The following is a 19342-nucleotide window of genomic DNA, read 5'->3' on the forward strand; positions in this document are numbered from 1 at the left end:
CGACAGCTGGGATTGGCAGTCCGAGGACCGTGCCAGCTTGAGCTGGCCCGACGGGCAGCCGATCCGCGTCGGGAGCGCCCGCGGAGCCCGGTGGTCCAGTCCAGTCGAGAACCAGCCGAACCAGCCCGATCCTGTCCGCGGAGCCAAGCCGACCCAACTGGGCACCGTCCCGCTCCGGACCGAAAGCTCCAGCCGCGGGGACCCAAGCCGACCACGCCAGTCCGGAGAACCGAGGCCGAAAGAGCCAGGCCCGAGAACCCAAGGCGACCACGCCCGTCCGAGAACCGAGCCCGTAAGAGCCAGCCCAAGATCCCAAACCGTGCGCGCCAGTCCCCGAACCAGAACCGAAAGCTCCAGTCCAGGGACCTGAGCCAAAACACGCCAGCCCAAGATCCAAGACCAAAAGCCCAGCTCAAGATCCAAGACCAAAAGCCCAGCTCAAGGACCCAGCCCAGCTCAAGGGACCCGGCCAAGCACCCACTCCAGCCACGCCGCGCCGAAACCCAGCCGACCAGCCGCAGCCGCGTATCTCAGACCGAGCACCCCACCGAGAACCCAGTCCGAGCACGCCAGCCGGTGAGCCCAGCCGTGAAACCGGCCGCGGACCGAATCCGTGGATCAGGCAGTCAGCCGTCCCCACGAATAGTCCTGTTTCGCGAGCTTCAGGTACACGAACAGCTCCGTCGCGACGACTCCCGCTATTGGCCGTACCTCGTCGCCGAGTACGGACAGCAGGTGGTCGTCGTCGCGGCACAGCAGTTCCGCCAGCAGGTCGAAGCGGCCTGAGCAGAGCGCCACCTGGTGTACGTCGGCGACCTTGGCCAGTTGCTGGGCCACTTCGCGGGCGTCTCCGTCCACCGTGATGCCGACCATGGCCCTTCGGGTCAGGTCGACGTGTTCTGGCGAGGTCACGGCGACTATCTGCACCATTTCCTCTCGCAGCAGCCGTTGCACTCGCTGCCGCACCGCGCCCTCGGAAAGACCCACCGCCTTGGCCAGCGCGGTGAACGACGCCCTGCCGTCTTCCTGTAACAGCGTGATGAGCGTCCGGTCGGTCCCGTCTAGCGCTCTCGGAGCACGCGGTTCCTCGATTTTCGTACGGTTTTCGTCACCCATGCCGTCCCTCCCTGTGTTTCGGCATGTGATTCTTCAGACGCGCAGCGTATCGGCCGGAGCCGGAGAGCAGGAGACCCTTTCCCGTTTTCTTCTCCAGATGGCGGACATGCGCGCCCCCGCACACCGCCGTTCTGGCGCGGGCAAACACCGGGTACGGTCGCGGACCGCCGATCTTGAGGAGGAATATTCCAATGACCGAAGCCGTCGCCGCGCCTGTGGTGCCGGCCAAGGGGCTCCGTTCGAACGCGCTGGGCATGGTGTCTTCGACGGTGATCGGGATGTCTTCGACCGCCCCGGCTTATTCGATCGCGGCGACGCTCGGATTCATCGTGCTCGCGGGCACGGGATTCAAGGCCGCCGCGTTCGTGGTGCTGTCGTTCGTTCCGGTGCTGTTCGTCGCTTTTGCCTTCCGGGAGCTTAACGCGGCCGAACCCGATTGCGGCACCAATTTCACCTGGGCGACCCGTGCGTTCGGCAGCCGCGTGGGCTGGATGACCGGCTGGGTCGTCCTGGTGGAGCAGTTGCTGGTGATGAGCAGTCAGTCCGCGCTGACCGGCCGGTACACGCTGCTGCTGTTTGGTCTAGACGACCTCGCCGACAACCGCGCGGTGACGACTGCGATCGGCTGCGCGTGGCTGCTCGCGCTGTGCTGGCTGTGCTACCGCGGCATCGAGGTGTCCGCGCGGGCGCAGTGGATCCTCCTCGGCATCGAACTCGCCGTCCTGGTGATCTTTTCCGTCGTAGCGCTTACGCGCGTCTACAGCGGCACTGCGGGCCCGCAAGCGACAACGCCGCAGTGGGACTGGCTGTGGCCGAACGGGGTCAGCGTCGGGACGGCGGTGTCGGCGGTGCTGCTCGCGGTCTTCATCTACTGGGGCTGGGAGAGTTCGCTTTCGGTGAACGAGGAATCGGCGGATCCGCGGCACGCGCCGGGCCGGGCGGCGATCCTGTCCACCGTGCTGCTGGTGCTCAACTACCTGCTGGTGACCGTCGCCGCGCTGGCTTTCGCGGGCGTCGGCGAGCATGGGATCGGACTGGCCAACGAGGCGAACGCCGAGGACGTGCTCGCCGGGTTGGGCGGAGCGGTGTTCGGCACGTCCGGGTTCGGCAAGGTCATGGGCGTGCTGCTGATCGTGTCCGTGCTGACCAGCGGTGCGGCCACGAGCCAGGCGACGATCATGCCTGCCGCGCGCACGACGTTGTCGATGGCCAGCCATGGCGCGCTGCCCAAGGTGTTCGGCCGCGTGCATCCGAAATACCAGACGCCTTCGGTGACCACCTGGGCGTTCGGGTTGGTGTCGCTCGCCTTGTACGTGCTGCTCGCGTTGTGGAGCCGGAACGTGCTCGCGAATTCGGTCGACGCGGTCGGGCTCACGATCGCGATCGAGTTCACGGTGACGGCGCTTGCTTGCGTGTGGGTGTTTCGCCGGACGCTGTTGACGAGCGTGCGCAATTTCCTCCTTCGCGGCCTACTGCCGTTCGTCGGCGGAGTGTTCTTCCTGGCGGTACTCGTGCTCGCGGCGATCGCGTACGCGAAGCCTGACGCCGGAGAGACCACTGTGTTCGGTGTCGGCGGCGTCGCGGTGATTGGCGTCGTGGCGATCCTTGTGGGCTTCCCGTTGATGTTTGCCGTGCAACGTGCCTGCCGTGACTTCTTCGCTGGACGACGTCTGACGCGCGGTGCCGTTGCCCGCGACGGTCAGACCATCGAGAGCTAACAGCGGCGAAGCAGGTCTTCTTCGGTTTCGCGGCGTACGAGGAGCGTCGCGTGCCCGTCGCGGACGCCGACGAGCGGTGGGCGGCCGACGAGGTTGTAGTTCGACGCCAGCGAGTGGTGGTACGCGCCGGTGCACGGTACGGCCAGCAGGTCGCCGACGTGGATGTCGTCGGGCAGGCAGACGTCCGCCAGCACGTCGCCGGACTCGCAGTGTCGTCCGACGACAGTCATCGGCGTACGCGCGGCCTTCGTGCGACGGCCGACGAGACGGGCGGTGTAGCGCGCGCCGTACAGCGCGGGGCGCGGGTTGTCGCTCATCCCGCCGTCGACAGCGACGAAGGTGCGCGCGCCACGTTTCACGGCGCACACGCGGTAAACGGTGATGCCCGCCGGTCCGACGATCGCGCGGCCGGGCTCGATTGTCAGGCGTGGCAATGGGAAGTCGCGTGACGAGCATTCGTAGCCCAGCGCGACGCGGAGGCGGCGTGCGTACCCTTCAAGGTCGAAGGACGCTTCACGGTCGGCGTACGGCACTGCGTGGCCACCGCCGAGATCTAGGTCGCGCAAGGTGATTCCGTACTGGTCGCGGATGCGGATGAGGACTTCGACCATCTTTCGCGCGGCTTCTTCGTAACGGTCCACACGGGACACTTGTGAGCCGATGTGGCAGTGCAGTCCCGTCAACTGCAGGCTCGGCTGCGAAAGCACTGCTGCGACAGCACGATCGACGTTGTCGCGTACGTCGGCGCGCAGCGAGAAGCCGAACTTCTGTCCTTCGGTGCCTGTCGTGATCGCAGCGTGCGTATCGCCGCTGACGCCCGGCGTGACGCGGATGAGGACACGTTGCGCGCCGTGCGCGAGGGAACCGAGCTGCTCGACTTCGTCGAGGGAGTCGAGGACGATGCGGCCGACGCCGTACTGCAGCGCGGCTTTCAGGTCTTCGGGCGTCTTCGCATTGCCGTGCAACAGAATGCGCTCTGCGGGGAAACCGACAGCGCGCGCAACTGCGATCTCACCGGCGGAGCACGTGTCGAGCGACAGTCCTTCTTCGGCGACCCAACGCAACACTGCTCGCGTACAAAGCGCCTTGCTCGCGAAGGCGACGTCGGCCTCCGGCAGCGCACGGCGGTACGCGCGGGCTGTTTCGCGCACCTGTTCCTCGTCGAGAAGATAAGCGGGCGTACCGAAGCGCGCGGCCAGGTGACTGACCGGCGCGCCAGCGAAGAGCAGCTCACCGCCTTCGCCGAGCCTCGTGCTTCGCGGCCAGAGTCCCGGTTCTAGATGGTCGGCGGCCTCGCAGCCGAGACTCGGGAGCAGCTCGCTGAGCGTCACGGTTACCTCCGGTCGATGTCGATCGCGGCGAACATCGCCAGCACACTGCGCCGAACCCGGCCCGGGACGTCCCGGAAACGAGCCCCTGACGGCCCGGGCGGTCGTGCTGACGCGTTCTTAACGCGCGAGTAACCTCCGCCACACCCCGGCTGAGCTGGGCTTTGCCGAGTTTTCCGGGGATCGGCCGTCTTATCGGACATGGTTGAACAGATGACGGACTTCGCGAGCGAGACCGAGCCGTACCGGCACGAGCTGCGGGTGCACTGCTACCGGATGCTGGGCTCGTTCGACGAAGCGGAAGACCTGGTCCGGGAGACGCTGCTGCGCGCGTGGCGCGGCCGTTCGACGTACGCGGGCCGCGCGAGCCTGCGGGCGTGGCTGTACCGGATCGCGACCAACGCGTGTCTCGACCACCTCGAAGCGCACCCGCGCGAACTGCCGACGCTCGCTCTTCCAATTACGCGCGACTCCGACCTCGCGCCGCGTCCCGACGTCGCGGTGCCGTGGTTGCAGCCTGCACCCGACAGCGCGCTTCAGCCGGACGCTGTTGTCGTCGCGCTCGAGACGGTGGAGTTGGCCTTCCTCGCGGCCATCCAGCATCTTTCGCCGCGACAGCGGGCTGCGCTGGTGCTTCGCGACGTACTCGGCTGGTCTGCGCGCGAAACGGCTTCAGCGCTCGGTGCGACGCCTGCGTCGGTGAACAGCAATGTGTTGCGCGCGCGGGCCGAACTGCAGGAGCACTTGCCTACGCGACGTACGGCGTGGGCGTCGGCGTCCGCAAGCGACGAAGAACGCGCTGTCGTCGCGAAGTACGTGAAGGCGCTCGTAGAGCACGACGAAGCGGCCTTCGCTGAACTGTTGCGCGAAGACGTGCGTTGCAGTCACGCTCCCGGCGCTGGCGGGCATTCGGGGTCGGAACCGACCTGGTACGCGGGGCGGGCTGCGGTGCTCGAAGGCTGGGCACCGGCGCTACACGGTGCCTATGCTGCCGAGTTCTGTGTTGTGGAGACGCGCGCGAACGGCCTGCCCGCACTCGCCACGTACGTGGACAGGGGCGGCGAGTTCCTAGCCTTCGGACTGGTGACGCTGCGTCTGGACGGAGGCCGCGTCGCGGAGGTGACCACCTTCGGTCCGGAAGTGTTCCCGGCATTCGACCTCCCGCCGGTGCTCACCTGACGCGCTACGCAAGCCCCCACGAGGACAGGATTTCGAACAGCTGGTCCCGTTCGGCGGCCGTCAGCAGCCTGCTCGGCGGCCGCACGTCGGGGCGGCACAGGCCGAGCTGGGAGAGGGCGTCCTTGACCACGCTGACGTTGTTGGCGTTGCCGTCCGCGGCGCGCATCTGCTCGAACGGGCGGATGCGGTCCCAGATCTCCATCGCCCCGGCGAAATCGTGGTTGCGCAGGCGGCGGAACAGGTCGAGGGAGATCTGCGGGGCGACGTTCACCAGGCCGGACGTGAAGCCTGTCGCGCCGACCGCGAAGTATCCGGGGGCGGACAGCTCGGCGAGACCGGCGATCCACACGAAGCGCTCGTACCCCGCGTCGCGCGCGACAGTGCGGAAGCGCACCGGGTCCGGCACCGCGTACTTCACGCCGAGCACGTTCGGCGCGGCGTCGGCGAGCTGCGCCAGGTCTGAACCTTCGATGGCGGGGTTGCGCACGTACAGGACAACCCCAAGCTCGGGCACTTCGTTCGCGATAGCGCAGTGGTAGTCGATCCAGCCCGCGCGCGAGACGTACGGGTGCACGGGCTGATGGATCATCACCATGTCCGCTCCGGAAGCGCGCGCGTGCTTCGCGGCCTTCACGGCTGTACGCACGTCATGGCCGACGCCAGCGAGCACACTCGCCTCGCGCGCGGCCTTCGCGGTGACTTCGAGACACTGTCGCGTTTCTTGCTCGTCGAGCGCGTAGAACTCGCCGGTGTTGCCGTTCGGCGTGACGACCTCGACGCCGCTCAGTACGAGCCGTTCGACTAACCGCTCGTACGTCTCGGCGTCCACGTCCCCGGCCGCGGTGAACGGGGTCACCGGGATCGCCACCACGCCGGCGAGCCGCTGTCGCTGTTTCTCGAACGCCACGAGCAGATCCGATCTGATATATGATGTCTCGACACTCGGAGGGTAACATGCGAGCCTGCCGGACAAGCGTCCTGATCTTTGGGATGAGCGTCCCAGGCAAGGCCCACAAGCCGCCGGACCTGGTGAAAAACCGGATGGCCGAAGGCGAGTCGCTGAGTACCGTGATCAGGTGCCCGATGCGATTTTCGCCGATCCCCGCCTCGCGCCGATCTACGACACGTTCGACGGCGACCGGGTCGACCTGCCCGCGTACGTCCGCATCGCCGACGAGGTGAACGCTCGCCGGGTGCTGGACGTCGGCTGCGGGACGGGCTGCCTGGCGGTCCTGCTCGCCGAAACGGGACGCACGGTCATCGGCGTCGATCCGGCTGAGGCGTCGCTAGACATCGCGCGGGCGAAGGACAGCCGGGTCGATTGGCGGCACGGAGACGCGACCACTCTGCCCGCGCTCGACGCGGACCTCGCGGTAATGACGGGAAACGTCGCGCAGGTCTTCCTGACCGACGACGACTGGGCCGCGACGCTCCGCGGAATCCGGACGGCGCTGCGGCCCGGCGGGCACCTGGTGTTCGAGACCCGGCGGCCGGAATACCGCGCGTGGGAAACCTGGGACGTGCCGCCGCACACCCGAGAAGTGCCGGGGATCGGTGCGGTGGAGCAACGAGTCGAGGTCACCGAAATCCGGCTGCCGCTGGTCTCGTTCCGCATGACCTACACGTTCCTGGCCGACGGCAGCGTCCTCACCTCGGACTCGACCCTCAGGTTCCGCAGCCAGGACGAGGTCGAGACAAGCCTGCGCGAGCAGGGTTACCGAGTCACCGACATCCGGCAGGCACCCGACCGCCCGGACCGTGAATTCGTCTTCCTCGCGCAAGCAGAGTGAGCCGGGTGAACCGCGTGAACCGGCCCGCCCCGGTCAAGGGCGGGCCGGAACTCAGCGCAGAGCGTCCAGCGCGAACGCGGTGTACATAGCCACCCCGGCGGCCATCGCCGGTTCGTGGAACCGCACCCGGTTCGAGTGGTTGTCCTCGGTAGTCGCCGGATCCGCTCCCGGCTCCCGGGCTCCGATGAACGCGAACGTGCCCGGAACCCGTTGCAGCACATACGAGAAGTCCTCCGCGCCCATGATCGGCGTGGTCAGCTCCTCGACATTCTCCGCGCCCAGCACCTCAGCACCCAGCGACAACACCTCAGCCGCCACCGACGGGTCGTTGACCGTCGTCGGGTAGCCCGGGTCAACTCCGGCCGACACGCGACAGCCGTGAGCCGCTCCGACCGCCTCGCACACCTTCGGCAGTTCCTCGCGGACAAAGGAACGCGTCGTCTCCGACAGGGTGCGAATGGTCCCCTCGAGCACCGCTGTCTCGGGGATGATGTTCGTCGTCGTTCCGGCCACGATGCGGGTCACCGAGACCACCGCCGGGTCGAAGACGCTGATGCGGCGCGTGACCATCGTCTGCAGCGCGCCGACCATCGCCGCCGCGGCAGGGACCGGGTCGATGGCGTCGTGCGGAGCCGAACCGTGGCCGCCGCGGCCGGTGACCTCGACGCTGAACGTGTCGGCCGACGCCATCATCGGCCCGCCGCGCACCTGCAGGACGCCGCTCGGGCTGTTAGCGATCGTGTGCAGGCCGAAGGCTCGCGTGACGCGCGTGCCGGCCGCGTCGAGCACGCCTTCGTGGATCATGTGCCGCGCGCCGTGGAGGCCCTCCTCGCCCGGCTGGAACATGAACACCACCGAGCCGGCCAGGTCGTCGACGCGCTCCGACAGCAGCCGCGCCGCGGAGGCGAGCATCGCGACGTGCGTGTCGTGTCCGCAGGCGTGCATCGAACCATCGATCTCGGACGAGAACTCCAGGCCGGTGTCCTCGGTCAGCGGGAGCGCGTCCATGTCGGCCCGCAGCAGGATGGCCGGTCCGGGACGGGCCCCGCGCAGCACGCCGGTGAGCGACGTCGTGGAGCGGCCGTCGGTGAGTTCGATCGGAAGGTCGGCCAGTGCGGCGCGGATCGCCGCCTGGGTGCGCGGCAGCTGCAAGCCCTGTTCGGGGTGCCGGTGCACAGCGCGGCGAAGCTCGACAGTGCGGTCCTGCAGCTGCCGGGCGGCGTCGAGCAGCCCGGCGTGCCGATTGCCGGGCAGGGTGGGGAGGTCGGTGGGTCCGGTCATGGCTCGATAGTGGCACCTCGCACGCTTCGGGCGCACCGTGCGTGCGTTCGTCAGCGAGGCGGAATACGGTGTGCGCATGGCGGTGCAAGAGCCGGTCACGGGCTTCGCGATAGCTGTGGTCCGTGAAGACGGTCGGTGGCGGTGCAGTGCGCTCGATTCTTCGGCGCTCACAGAGTTGGACGCGGCGATCACCGAGCTGAGCAAGCTCCGGTCGACCGGGGCGGCGTTCGGCCTGCTGGCCGTCGACGACGAGTTCTTCGTGATCGTCCGGCCGAGCCCGAGGGGACCGTCGCTGCTGCTGTCGGACGCCGCCGCGGCGCTCGACTACGACATCGCGGCGGACGTCCTCGACGTGCTGCGCGTCGACCCGCCCGACGAGGACGACGACGCGGTCTGGCCCGAGGGCGATCTCGAAATACTCGCCGACCTCGGCCTGCCCGGCGGCGAGCTGGAGGTGATCGTCGGCGAGGTCGACCTCTACCCCGACGAGCAGCTTCAGATGATCGCCCAGCGGTGCGGCTTCGAGGCCGAGTTCTCGAAACTGCTGGACCAGCTCTGAGACGGCCGGACGACACCGAGGCCGTGCGGGCCGCCCTGGACGCGGCCCGCGCTCCTGGTGCCGACGTGCCCATCGGCGCGGTCGTCTTCGACCCCGACGGGCATCCGCTGGCCGCGGCCCGCAACGCGCGCGTCGAGCTGGCTGACCCCACCGCGCACGCGGAGATCCTCGCGCTGCGCGCGGCGGCCCGCGAGTTCGGCGACGGCTGGCGGCTCGAAGGCTGCACGCTCGCGGTCACGCTGGAGCCCTGCACGATGTGCGCGGGCGCTCTCGTGCTCGCCCGTATCTCCCGGCTGGTGTTCGGAGCCTGGGAGCCCAAGACGGGCGCGGTGTCGTCGCTGTGGGACGTCGTGCGCGACCGCCGCCTCAACCACCGGCCGGAAGTCCACGGCGGAGTGCTCGAAAACGACTGTGCCGCCCTGCTTGAGGCGTACTTCGCGGACCGCCGGCTGGGGGCCGAGTAACCCCCGCCGCACCCCCTGGAGAAGGTCCGGTATTGTTCTCGGCGGTGGCGTGTCCGAGCGGCCGAAGGAGCACGACTCGAAATCGTGTGACGGTTGATCCCGTCCGTGGGTTCAAATCCCACCGCCACCGCGTGCGAGTGGGCGAGGTGTGCCGACGAAAAACGTCGGCACACCTCGCCCACTGTGTTTCTGGGGACACCCCCGTTGCTTAAGACAGAGTCACGAACCTGGGTGGCGTCGGTGCGTGACCCGTCCCAAACCTGCCGTCTGAAGCCACGTTCAAGACGCGCCAGCAATCCATCACAAGTCATCGTCCGGTGACGGACGGTCGTGGGCCGCAGTGCCAGCCGCGACCAGTTCGGCGGCGCGGGGCACCACGGTTTGTAGCGCTTCGAGGTGGCTCACGAGCCGTTCGCAGCCCTCGGGCGTTAGCCGGACCCAGGACCCGCCACTCTCGGAAGAGCAGCCCTCAACATGCGAGCCGCCCTTGCGAGCCGACGACAGAACGGTCGATCTTGAAACGCCGGAGCCCTGGCGATGCCTGGTTGTACGAAATGCACCAGAGGTGCTTCCCGAAAACCTCCTCCGACCACTGCAGCGCTACGCCGATTGGAACATAATTGCGCCAATCGAGCAGAGTCTGCGCCACCGCGCTTCACGTAGGGTAGCCACAGTGTCAGCATTTGGCTGTAACCAGGCAGTTGCTCTTACGCAGTGCAATGGCATTTGTCACACTTGATCGTTGGACGCGATATCCCGAGTAACAGGTCGAGTTCTGCGAGGGGACGATGGGCGAACCCGCAAGGCGAGAGAAAAAATCCCATACTGGGGTCTTGTTGGAAGTTAACCCCCAGCAAGGTTCCGGCGACTTGGCTCCCCAAAAATCTGGACCCGAAGACTTCAGGAAGCGTGCTTCCGAAATCGCCGCAAGTGTCGGTGAGGTTGCGGACGAATTCCGATCAAATCTAGGCGACCTGATGGACAAGTCTCCCGACAAGAGCTGGAACGTTGATGCAATCGAGATCGCGTTCGGTATCACAGTTCAAGCGGAGACGGGAATCCTTATCGCCAAAGCGTCCGCTGGTACGACCTTCTCGGCCAAGTTGACATTCAAGGCTTCCGTGGCACTGCCGTGACTTTCGCGATCGGTAGACTTTCTAACACCAAAAAAGAACTTGGAACCGTATTTGCCGTATCCGATCGGCGAGCGCTAACAGCGTTCCACTGTGTCGGCGATCGTACAAGCGGAAAAGTGGTATCACGACGCCTAATTTGCACCTGGGATGTCGGCCAAAGTAGAGCAGTAGTTGAAGAATTCGATGTCATTAATGATGTGGCCGTACTTCTCCTCGATCGCGCGCTTCCCTCAGGCTTGGAGGCAATATCCCTATCTCGAGAGGTGAATGAGCACGCCAGATTCATCGCGCCAGGTGCACCTGCAGATATCGAAGGTGTCTTCACCTATGCTGCATCAGGCTCGATCACGCGAGTTGGCGCTCGACGCACCGAGGACGGTGCGTCCGTAATCCAACTTTCCAGCGTGGATTCGGTAGCGGGACTTTCGCTTCACGGATTAAGTGGTGCGCCCGTGCTCGTCGGACACCCGCAGAAGGCTGTAGGCATTGTCCGCTGGAATCCTCGACGCGTCAACGAACCAACCCTCGCGGCAGGAGCGGCAATTTTTGCTGCTCCTGCCGGGGTAATTCTGGATCATTGGCCGAAGCTCGACCCAATCACAGGAGTAGATCAACTCGACCTCAAGCATATTCTTCAGGGTCTAGTTAGGCGAAACAAGGCAAGAAGCCTGGCCGCAATTTCGGAGAATTTGGTCAAATTCTTAGTGGGATGCGAGATTGGACTCGCGGCAGATGATCTGAGCATCAGGGTGGACACGAAGAGGCAGAATTGCAGAATAGAAATTGAACAGAGTGCATCAGTTATAGAACTGAGTGTAGACCTTCGAAACGAAGAAGATATCAAATCTGGCGAGTGGCAGTTAAGTCGCCAACTCGCGGCACGTTCTCGATCGAGCGAGCGCCGCCACATCGGATTGCTCACTGACGGTGCGATATGGTACCTCTACCATCGTTTCGACGGCAGGCTTCGACGAGTCGAAGATGCAACTCTGATCGTAGATCCCACGACGTCGACTCCTGAACAGTTACGGTCATGGCTTGAAGCGTTATTCTCAACCGGAAACCGGCTTGCGCCGACTCCTGTCGAAATTGTACGCAAACTAGGTGCCACGAGTCCATCCTATGCACTGGACAAAACCGAACTAAACGCAATCTATCAAAGAAGCAAAAAGACGCCTGCCGTCAAGGTAAAGCGAGCCATGTGGGCCAACCTGCTTACAACCGCAGCGGGGACCAACTTTACCGATGACGACGTTCTTTTTGTTGATCATACGTTTCTCGTTGTAATTGCCGAGATTATTGGCCATTCTGTCGTAGGACTCAGGCCCGAAGACCCGGAAATTAGTGCAGGAACAATTGTTTCCGGCGCGCTCTTTAGTGAAGCGCAAATTAATGGAGTCGTCGAGGCGGACTTCTTTGATTGGATAGCCCAGGTGCCTGGCGGCGAGCGGTTCGTAAAGAATCTCGCCCAACGGATCGCTCGCTTCGCGTGGGACAAAGTTGAGCACGATGTGTTGAAAGTCTTATATGAATCAATTATCCCTCAAGAAGTGCGGCATCAATTGGGAGAGTACTACACGCCAGACTGGCTCGCCGAAGAAATCGTTGATCACTGCGTTTCTGCCCCGCTTGCGGACCGAATACTAGACGCAAGTTGCGGAAGTGGAGCATTCCTCTTCCATGCAGTTCGGAAGTATGCAGCCGCTGCCATGGAAGCTGGAATGTCGGATTCAGATATCATTCGACAGGTGGGCGAGCACGTAATTGGGTTCGACGTGCATCCAGTTGCGGTCACGCTGGCACGAGTGACGTATCTTCTAGCCATTGGAATGCAACGTCTCCGGGCACGTGATCGCCCAGCTTTTGCCATTCCCGTGTATCTTGGTGATTCGCTTCATTGGGGACAGGAGTCCACTTTGTGGTCGAACAATGGCCTAAGCGTTCCAACGGCGCTTGACCATCAAACTTTCCTCAATGACCCAGACCTACTCGAAAGCACTAGCGGTACGCCACATCTGACATTTCCTGACGCGATTGTTGCCCATGCGGATCGATTCGATCGCCTAGTGAATGAACTCGCGGATTTGGCTACGGATAGACCGCGTAAGAGCGCGACACCTTCGCTCTACGCCATCTTCAAACGTTTCGAAATTAAGGAAAAAGTCGACCAGTCGGTTATCTGGGAAACTTTCAAATCCATGTGCCGACTGCACGACGATGAGCGAAATCATATATGGGGATACTACGTCCGAAACCTTGCGCGCCCTGTCTGGCTGTGCCGCCCTGAAAACAGAGTTGATGTCCTGATTGGCAATCCTCCCTGGCTTGCATACCGGTACATGACAAAGATGCAGAAGGCGTCGTTTAGGTCGATGTCTTCGGAGCGCGGCCTATGGTCGGGCGCATCCGTTGCAACCAGTCAAGATCTGTCCGGGCTCTTTGTCGCACGTTGTATCGAGCAGTATCTCCGCGTCGAAGGTCGTTTTGGCTACGTTATGCCACTCGGCGTACTTTCGCGACAGCAATACGCGGGCTTCCGTACTGGAAACTTCTCAACAAGCTCCGATGTTGTCGGCGTCGGTTTCGACTCGCCCTGGGATCTTCACCAGATTAAGCCAGCTTTCTTTCCGCAGTCAGTGGGCGTCGTATTTGGAAAACGCAGCAAGAATTCCTCAGGTAGTACTTCCTTGCACAAGCAGGCCGAAATTTGGAGCGGAAAATTTGCTACCAAAACTGCGGGCCTCACTGAGGCACGCCTCTGCATTTCGCGCACGATAGGAGAAAAATTCAGGGCTAGTCAAGAATCTCAGTACAAGAATATATTTACCCAAGGCGCCGCTGTTGTGCCAAGGTTCCTTTTCTTGATCGACGAGAGCATGGTCGGCCCGCTCGGATCAGGAGGAAACCGCCAGAGGGTCCGTAGCAGTCGCAGTTCATTTGAGAAGCCACCTTGGAAGACGCTTCCTGGGCTTCAGGGAAGTGTGGAGCGAGAATTCATACGATCGATATATCAGGGAAACACTATCCTGCCATTTCGTTGCCTTGCCCCGAACAAGATGATTGTTCCTTGGGATGGGCAAAGGCTTCTAGATGGCAGTGACGAGAGGCTCGACACGTATCCTGGGCTTGCCAAATGGTGGCGATCCGCGGAGAAGGTCTGGCGCACGTATGGATCAAATGAGGGGATCAGCCTGCTCAATCATTTTAACTACCGAAATAAGATCTCGCAACAGCTACCGATTTCGAGACAGCGAGTTGTCTACAACAAGAGCGGAGCATACCTGGCGGCTGCCATAGTAACCGATGACACTGCGATTATTGATCAGCAGCTATACTGGGCTGCGATCGAAGACCGAAACGAGGCCCTTTTCCTGACTTCAATATTAAATTCAAACACACTAACATTGATGGTTCGCCCCTTGCAGGCTCGGGGCGAGCATAATCCGCGCGACTTTGCGAAAACAATATTTCAGCTGCCAATCCCGCTGTATAATCCCAAAAAGCCCGATCATCTCCGGCTTGTAGATCTAGCCAAGCGGGCAGAATTGGTGGCTCGCGATACTCCATTGGTGTCGATTCGATTTGAGGCGTTACGTCGAAGAGTTCGCGAAGCACTTATCAGAGACGGCGTAGCTGACCAGATCGACGAAATCGTAAAGAAGCTGCTTGCCTAGCGACTCAGTTCCTGCGCTGGCACTTCTGAGTTCCGGGGCGTGAAGCGCCGAATGAGCTAGCATGGCTTGAGCCGTGTACCGTCATAGCCTCCACCAGTCGATGTTGATGCGGTCAGGCTCGAACTTCTTACCTCCTCGAACTACCGTTGGATGTACCGTTACGCGCTCGATGAACAGGCGCACGAACTCACTGCTCGTCCAAAGTCATGCCCGGCGAGCGTTTCATCAGGGATACTCCCCCGGGGACCCGTCACCGCCCGGGCGGGACCGGTACCAGCAGACAAAGGGAGCCGTGTCACCGACCGACGCTCACGCTGACGCGGGTGGCGCGGATTCGTCCTCGGTGAATTCGATGTCCACCGTCGTTCCGGTGTCTCCGCCGATGTAGGCGAAATCGTCCGTGGACAGGTGTGGTTCCGATTTGGGGTCTCCGGCTTGGAAGGTGGCGGCAGGTGCCGCCTGCTCACCGGTCGGTGGGCAGCAGGAATGCGCGGGCGGCGTTGATCCGCTCCCTGGTCGCCCGGGACTCGATTTCGGCGGCGAACGCAATGATCGCCAAGATCAGGTTGACGGGCAGGTCCGCCTTGTCTTGCTGCAGGTCCAGGGTCAGCGGGTCACCACCGAGCGGGACGGAGACGAAGACGATGGCCTTGCGGCGCTGCTGCGCCCAGCGGGTCAACGCGAACATGTACGTCATCGGCTGCACCGCCCGGTCCGCCCGCCAGAACAACCAGCACGTCCCACTCATGGCACTGCGGTTCGGCCAGCCACGGCGCCAGCCGGGGCGGTCGAAGGGCAGCACCGTCGAGGCCGACAGGTCCAGGTCCTCGGTCACGTCAACCACCGTCCAGCCCCGACGCTGTGCGTACTCGGCCGTCATCGCACGCCGCCGCTCCGGCGACGACATCTCATTCGTCAAGGTCGACAACCGCACCGCCGACGACGTCCGAAGACCATCCGTGGTATCCATAAAACCCGAGGTAGACAGCCTGGGAGACTTTGTGAATGCGTCTTAACCAACCCAGACCCCGCCCGGAGGGGATTCGCCCCCCCCCGAGGCCCTGAGAGGGTTCGTCACCTTGGGATTGAAGGGTGTCTCGGTCATCGCGAACCAATCTTGCGGGCACTTCGGTTGGGGTTCGTTCGTTTGACCTTCGGTAGCTGGTCCCCGTACCGGAGGTGGCGCTTTGTACATCTATGCCCGGCGTCGTTCGCTCACGTTCATCGGCAAGCAGGTGACGATCAAGGCCGCGATCAAAGACGGCCTGTTCGGCGCGGACAAGAGACACAGTTTCACGGTCAGCAGGATCAGCGGCGTCAGCAACACCGAGCCGGGTGCGTTCAGCCCGGGGTGTCTCAAGTTCAAGGTGACCGGGGCGTCGACGGCGGTCATCGAGAACCCGGCTTCGGGCGGAGACAAAGCCGATCTGTGCACCTTTTACTACAGTTCATCCGACAAAAAGAAGGTGCGGCAGCTGGTCGAGGAGATCAAAGCCCTGATGCCGAAGTAGCTTCGTCCGTACGCTGGGCTCATGAGCGAAGAGCTTCCGCCGGTGGGGAAGACCGCGGTTGGGGTGGCTGGGCTTCGTGCGTTGGAGAGCGGGCGGCCGGACCGGCTGTTCGAGGATCCGTACGCGGGTGCGTTCTTCCATGCCGGGCGCGCGATCTTCGAGGGCCGGGAGAGCCACCGCGAGCTGGGGATGGTGTTCGCGCAGCAGGTCGCGATCCGCACCAGGTTCTTTGACGACTTCGTTTCCGGCGGGACACAGACGGTATTGCTCGCGGCCGGTCTCGACGCTCGCGCGTTCCGGCTCGACTGGCCGGACGGCGCGCGGGTGTTCGAGGTCGACCTGCCGGACGTGCTCGCGTTCAAGGAAGCCGTGCTGGCCGAACAAGGCGCGCGGCCCAAGTGCGAGCGCACGGCCGTCCCCGTGGATCTGCGCGACAATTGGGCCGCTGCCTTGAAAAACGAGGGATTCGACCCGGGACAGCCGACGGTCTGGCTCGCCGAGGGCCTGCTCGTCTACCTCCGCCGGGACGAGGCGGAGCGGCTGCTCACGGACGTCACCGAGTTGTCCGCGCCAGGCAGCCGGATTTCGTTCGAGCACCGGCCGGACGGCGAGCGGGACGGGCTGCTGGAAAAGGCTCGCAACGTCGGCGGCGAGGTCACGTCGCTCTGGCACGGCGGTCTCGGGGGAGACGCTCCGGAGTGGCTTGCCGAGCACGGCTGGCGGCCGGAAACCTTTACCGTTGCGGATCTTGCCGTCCAATACGGACGTGAGCCGCTCGACGTCACGCGCGGCGGATTCGTGACCGCGACCCGTTAATTCTCGTCCTGCAGCACGGGTGTTCCGAAGGTGTCGAGGAAAGTCGTTGCCTCTCCTATGGTTGCGACCCCGCGAGCCACTGCTTCCGCGATGGTCCCGCATGCCTCGCGAACCGCCGGCTCCGCGGATCGGTCGCCCGCCAGCAGCGCGACGGCCGCCGGGGACGCGCCTTCCGCGATCAGCCTGACCCGCGCCGCGGTCTGATCTGCCAGCCGGTCAAGCAAATCCGCCAGATCCAAGCCGACCGACGCGGTGCGCGCGGCGGCTTCGGCGGCCTGCCGGTAGTGCGCGTCCAGTTCGTCGGCGCTGCCCCGGAATCGCGCGGCCGGTTCGCCGCCCCATTTGCGTTCCGCGCTGTGCGCGCCGCGTTCGAATTCCAGGCGGGCCATGACCAGCACGTCGCGGCCGCTGGAAAGCGTGCGTGCCGATTCGCGGATCGTCTGCGGGGAACAGTCGATCTGCCTGAGCGCGGTGACGGGGTCGGGTGCGCCGATCGCGGCGGCCGCGGCGCCCAAGGAAGCAAGTCCGGCGGCCGCGTTGTCCAGCGCCGGGTGGAGGAACGGCATCAACTCAGCAGCGCCGTCGCGATCGTCGGACGGTGGTGGTGGCCGCGGGCGGCCATCCGCAGCTGGCCGGCGAGGTCGGACGTCGCGTCGCCGAGGATGCGCGCGTCGACGTCCCTCGCGGCGAGAGCGGCTTCCCATCGGGCGGCGATTTCCCGTGCAGGGGCGGAAATGCCCCACGGCGTCGATTCGAGGCGGGCTTCGGAGAACCGGCCCGCCGCGCGGTCCGCGTCGGCAGCCGCTCGATCGAGCGCGTCCGCGGCGGCGTTGAGCCGCTCGCTCGTCGAACCTGCCATCGGGACCTCCGCTTCCGGGAGAGCGCGAACCGCGGCCCGCCACCCTCTGAAGAGATCTAACCCCATCGAGGCGGCCCGGGTCACTCGGCCGGGCGTGCGACGATTCCACATTGTGGGGATCCTTGACCGGGGGTTGCGTGCACCACCAGAATTGGAGTCATGCCAGAGAACCGGGAAGTGCCGCTAGCCGGCCGTGCCCCGGCACGGACGGACGGCGAGGGCGTCGCTGCCCTCCTGAGGCGTCGCGGTCGTCTCGGTTCTCCTCCCGCGTAGGCGATTTTCCGCTCTCTCACAGCCGAATTCGCCTATTCTTCGGGAGTGCCGCCATGTCTGTAGACCTGCCTGCCCGCCTGCGCTCGTCCAGTACGCCGGACGACGGAATCCTCGAAGGCCCGCGCGTCCTGCGCCGCCTTCCGGACGGCGTTGAAGAACGTCCCTACGAGCTTTTCACCCTTCGCCCGCTCGGTCGGGTGATCGGCGCGGAACTCTCCGGAGTGGACCTCGCCGCGCCGGTGACGCCGCGGCTGCGCGCGGAGCTGAACCGCGCGCTGCTGGAGTGGAAGGTGCTGTTCTTCCGCGACCAGCGCATCACGGCTGAGCAGCAGCGCGCGTTCGCCGCGAACTGGGGCGAGCTGGAGACCAACCCGTTCATTCCGCGGGGAGATTCCGACCAGGTCGTGCGCTTCACCCGCACCGCCGGGATGCCCGGGTACGAGAACATCTGGCACACCGACGTCACCTGGCGGCCGAATCCGGCGCTCGGTTCGGTGCTGCGGCTGGTCGAGGTCCCGCCGATCGGCGGCGACACGATGTGGGCCGACATGGCCGCCGCCTACGACAACCTGCCCGCCGACGTCCGCGAGCGGATCGACGGCCTCACCGCGGTGCACGACTTCGTCCCCGGCTTCGACCGGTTCACCGACCCGGACCTGCTGGCCCAGTGGCAGGACGCGTACCCGCCGGTCGAACACCCGGTGGTGCGGACCCATCCGGAGACCGGACGGCGGACGTTGTTCGTGAACCAGGCGTTCACCACGCACCTCGTCGGCCTCGACCGCGCCGAAAGCGACCGGCTGCTGCGGTATCTGTTCCTGCAGGCGCACACGCCGGAGTTCCAGGTGCGGTTCCGCTGGGAGCCGGATTCGGTCGCGTTTTGGGACAACCGCGCGACCCAGCACTACGCGGTCAACGACTACCACCCGCACGTCCGGATCGCGGAGCGTGTCGCGATCGTCGGGGATCGGCCCTACTGACCTCGGGAGTGTTTGTGCCGGTTCTAACCGGCATAAACACTCACGACACCCCGGTCAGGACGGTGTCGACAAGTCGTCCGAGGTAGGCGTCGTCGGCGGATTTCGCTCGGATCAGGGTGTGGAACCACAGGTTCCCGCCGAGCAGATCCATGATCATCTCCGAATCCGCGGCGTCGGCTAGCTCCCCTCGGTCGTGAGCGCGGTCGAAGACGGCCTGCTCGCGGCCGAGGCGGTCGGCGAAGAAGCGTCCGGCTGCCTCGGCGGTGGCGGGACGGTCCGGCAGCGCGGAAACGACGGCCGTGATGACGCGCCGGTTCGCCGGTTCGGACAGCAGGCGGTGGATCTGCTTCGCCAGTTCGAGGAGATCTCCGCGCAGGGAGCCGGTGTCGGGGATCGCGAAGGTCAGCTCCGGGGCCTGCACCAGGGCGTCGGCGAGGACCTCGTCTTTGGTCGCCCACGTGCGGTAGATGGTCGTCTTGTGCACCCCGGCCTGCGCCGCCACCGCTTCGATCGTCAGTGCGTCGTAACCGCGTTCGGCCAGCAGCGCGAGGGTCGCGGAGAAGATGGCGTCCGCCTTGCGCGGGCGGGAGGCGGTCCGGTCCATGGCTCGATCCTAACCCAGGTTTGCAACGGTGCGTTGCATTTGGTCTCGACCCCG

18 protein-coding genes and 1 tRNA gene are annotated in these 19342 nt (G+C 64.7%); 11 read left to right on the forward strand and 8 right to left on the reverse strand.

What is annotated here, in order from left to right:
* Positions 1-618: 618 nt before the first annotated feature.
* Positions 619-1116 carry an Lrp/AsnC family transcriptional regulator gene (locus tag D0D37_RS24075; RefSeq protein ID WP_116202834.1) on the reverse strand — a complete coding sequence of 166 codons (498 nt, stop codon included), beginning with the start codon at positions 1114-1116 and terminating at the stop codon, positions 619-621.
* A gap of 191 nt (positions 1117-1307) precedes the next feature.
* Between D0D37_RS24075 and D0D37_RS24080 the strand changes: the two genes are divergently transcribed.
* On the forward strand, positions 1308-2834 hold the full coding sequence (locus D0D37_RS24080; RefSeq protein ID WP_116202835.1) for an APC family permease: 1527 nt from the start codon (positions 1308-1310) through the stop codon (positions 2832-2834).
* Here D0D37_RS24080 and lysA read toward each other — a convergent pair.
* Positions 2831-4165 (reverse strand): diaminopimelate decarboxylase, encoded by a 1335-nt coding sequence (gene lysA / locus D0D37_RS24085; protein ID WP_116202836.1) that lies wholly within the window; start codon positions 4163-4165, stop codon positions 2831-2833. The genes D0D37_RS24080 and lysA overlap by 4 nt on opposite strands.
* A 210-nt stretch (positions 4166-4375) precedes the next feature.
* On the opposite strand from lysA, the gene D0D37_RS24090 reads away from it, so the two are divergent.
* A complete protein-coding gene (locus D0D37_RS24090) occupies positions 4376-5341 on the forward strand; it encodes an RNA polymerase subunit sigma-70 (protein WP_244223647.1) in 966 nt (321 codons plus the stop codon).
* A gap of 4 nt (positions 5342-5345) precedes the next feature.
* On the opposite strand, the gene D0D37_RS24095 is transcribed toward D0D37_RS24090, so the two are convergent.
* Positions 5346-6248 carry a dihydrodipicolinate synthase family protein gene (locus D0D37_RS24095; RefSeq protein ID WP_116202838.1) on the reverse strand — a complete coding sequence of 301 codons (903 nt, stop codon included), beginning with the start codon at positions 6246-6248 and terminating at the stop codon, positions 5346-5348.
* Positions 6249-6417: 169 nt separating this feature from the next.
* Here D0D37_RS24095 and D0D37_RS24100 point away from each other — a divergent pair, with 169 nt between their 5' ends.
* Positions 6418-7131: a class I SAM-dependent DNA methyltransferase gene (locus D0D37_RS24100; protein WP_116202839.1), complete on the forward strand. Its 714-nt coding sequence runs from the start codon at positions 6418-6420 to the stop codon at positions 7129-7131.
* Positions 7132-7182: 51 nt separating this feature from the next.
* On the opposite strand, the gene D0D37_RS24105 is transcribed toward D0D37_RS24100, so the two are convergent.
* Entirely contained in the window at positions 7183-8412 is a 1230-nt protein-coding gene (locus D0D37_RS24105) for a M20 metallopeptidase family protein (RefSeq protein WP_116202840.1), read from the reverse strand.
* 76 nt (positions 8413-8488) lie between these two features.
* Between D0D37_RS24105 and D0D37_RS24110 the strand changes: the two genes are divergently transcribed.
* The 5 genes from D0D37_RS24110 (at position 8489) to D0D37_RS24140 (ending at position 14245) form a co-directional block, all read left to right on the forward strand.
* Positions 8489-8971: a tRNA adenosine deaminase-associated protein gene (locus D0D37_RS24110; RefSeq protein ID WP_116202841.1), complete on the forward strand. Its 483-nt coding sequence runs from the start codon at positions 8489-8491 to the stop codon at positions 8969-8971.
* Between the two features lie 23 nt (positions 8972-8994).
* Positions 8995-9435, forward strand: a complete 441-nt coding sequence (locus D0D37_RS24115) for a nucleoside deaminase (RefSeq protein WP_116202842.1) — start codon at positions 8995-8997, stop codon at positions 9433-9435.
* Positions 9436-9478: 43 nt separating this feature from the next.
* Positions 9479-9565 (forward strand) — tRNA-Ser (locus D0D37_RS24120).
* A gap of 658 nt (positions 9566-10223) precedes the next feature.
* Positions 10224-10571 carry a CU044_2847 family protein gene (locus D0D37_RS46810; protein ID WP_162834444.1) on the forward strand — a complete coding sequence of 116 codons (348 nt, stop codon included), beginning with the start codon at positions 10224-10226 and terminating at the stop codon, positions 10569-10571.
* On the forward strand, positions 10568-14245 hold the full coding sequence (locus tag D0D37_RS24140; protein ID WP_162834445.1) for a S1 family peptidase: 3678 nt from the start codon (positions 10568-10570) through the stop codon (positions 14243-14245). The genes D0D37_RS46810 and D0D37_RS24140 overlap by 4 nt, the downstream gene beginning before the upstream one ends.
* Positions 14246-14708: 463 nt before the next feature.
* Here D0D37_RS24140 and D0D37_RS24145 read toward each other — a convergent pair whose 3' ends face one another.
* Positions 14709-15215, reverse strand: coding sequence for a recombinase family protein (locus tag D0D37_RS24145; protein WP_116202844.1), 507 nt, complete (start codon positions 15213-15215; stop codon positions 14709-14711).
* Between the two features lie 217 nt (positions 15216-15432).
* On the opposite strand from D0D37_RS24145, the gene D0D37_RS24150 reads away from it, so the two are divergent.
* Positions 15433-15756 (forward strand): hypothetical protein, encoded by a 324-nt coding sequence (locus D0D37_RS24150; RefSeq protein WP_116202845.1) that lies wholly within the window; start codon positions 15433-15435, stop codon positions 15754-15756.
* A gap of 21 nt (positions 15757-15777) precedes the next feature.
* On the forward strand, positions 15778-16572 hold the full coding sequence (locus tag D0D37_RS24155) for an SAM-dependent methyltransferase (RefSeq protein WP_116202846.1): 795 nt from the start codon (positions 15778-15780) through the stop codon (positions 16570-16572).
* Here D0D37_RS24155 and D0D37_RS24160 read toward each other — a convergent pair.
* On the reverse strand, positions 16569-17138 hold the full coding sequence (locus D0D37_RS24160; protein WP_116202847.1) for a hypothetical protein: 570 nt from the start codon (positions 17136-17138) through the stop codon (positions 16569-16571). The two genes, D0D37_RS24155 and D0D37_RS24160, sit on opposite strands and share 4 nt — an antisense overlap.
* Positions 17138-17431 (reverse strand): hypothetical protein, encoded by a 294-nt coding sequence (locus D0D37_RS24165; RefSeq protein WP_208720114.1) that lies wholly within the window; start codon positions 17429-17431, stop codon positions 17138-17140. The genes D0D37_RS24160 and D0D37_RS24165 overlap by 1 nt, the downstream gene beginning before the upstream one ends.
* Positions 17432-17757: 326 nt before the next feature.
* On the opposite strand from D0D37_RS24165, the gene D0D37_RS24170 reads away from it, so the two are divergent.
* A complete protein-coding gene (locus tag D0D37_RS24170) occupies positions 17758-18684 on the forward strand; it encodes a TauD/TfdA dioxygenase family protein (RefSeq protein ID WP_116202849.1) in 927 nt (308 codons plus the stop codon).
* A 40-nt stretch (positions 18685-18724) separates the two neighbouring features.
* On the opposite strand, the gene D0D37_RS24175 is transcribed toward D0D37_RS24170, so the two are convergent.
* A complete protein-coding gene (locus tag D0D37_RS24175; RefSeq protein WP_116202850.1) occupies positions 18725-19288 on the reverse strand; it encodes a TetR/AcrR family transcriptional regulator in 564 nt (187 codons plus the stop codon).
* Positions 19289-19342 lie beyond the last annotated feature (54 nt).

Origin of the sequence: Amycolatopsis circi (assembly GCF_003385235.1) — a bacterium.
GTDB lineage: Bacteria > Actinomycetota > Actinomycetes > Mycobacteriales > Pseudonocardiaceae > Amycolatopsis > Amycolatopsis circi.

What these genes read in the sequence shown, in the direction of transcription:
- D0D37_RS24075 (WP_116202834.1), bottom strand. Translation starts at nt 1,116, where the DNA reads ATGGGTGACGAAAACCGTACGAAAATCGAGGAACCGCGTGCTCCGAGA.
- D0D37_RS24080 (WP_116202835.1), top strand. Translation starts at nt 1,308, where the DNA reads ATGACCGAAGCCGTCGCCGCGCCTGTGGTGCCGGCCAAGGGGCTCCGT.
- D0D37_RS24090 (WP_244223647.1), top strand. Translation starts at nt 4,376, where the DNA reads ATGACGGACTTCGCGAGCGAGACCGAGCCGTACCGGCACGAGCTGCGG.
- D0D37_RS24105 (WP_116202840.1), bottom strand. Translation starts at nt 8,412, where the DNA reads ATGACCGGACCCACCGACCTCCCCACCCTGCCCGGCAATCGGCACGCC.
- D0D37_RS24110 (WP_116202841.1), top strand. Translation starts at nt 8,489, where the DNA reads ATGGCGGTGCAAGAGCCGGTCACGGGCTTCGCGATAGCTGTGGTCCGT.
- D0D37_RS46810 (WP_162834444.1), top strand. Translation starts at nt 10,224, where the DNA reads ATGGGCGAACCCGCAAGGCGAGAGAAAAAATCCCATACTGGGGTCTTG.
- D0D37_RS24145 (WP_116202844.1), bottom strand. Translation starts at nt 15,215, where the DNA reads ATGGATACCACGGATGGTCTTCGGACGTCGTCGGCGGTGCGGTTGTCG.
- D0D37_RS24155 (WP_116202846.1), top strand. Translation starts at nt 15,778, where the DNA reads ATGAGCGAAGAGCTTCCGCCGGTGGGGAAGACCGCGGTTGGGGTGGCT.
- D0D37_RS24160 (WP_116202847.1), bottom strand. Translation starts at nt 17,138, where the DNA reads ATGCCGTTCCTCCACCCGGCGCTGGACAACGCGGCCGCCGGACTTGCT.
- D0D37_RS24165 (WP_208720114.1), bottom strand. Translation starts at nt 17,431, where the DNA reads ATGGCAGGTTCGACGAGCGAGCGGCTCAACGCCGCCGCGGACGCGCTC.
- D0D37_RS24170 (WP_116202849.1), top strand. Translation starts at nt 17,758, where the DNA reads ATGTCTGTAGACCTGCCTGCCCGCCTGCGCTCGTCCAGTACGCCGGAC.
- D0D37_RS24175 (WP_116202850.1), bottom strand. Translation starts at nt 19,288, where the DNA reads ATGGACCGGACCGCCTCCCGCCCGCGCAAGGCGGACGCCATCTTCTCC.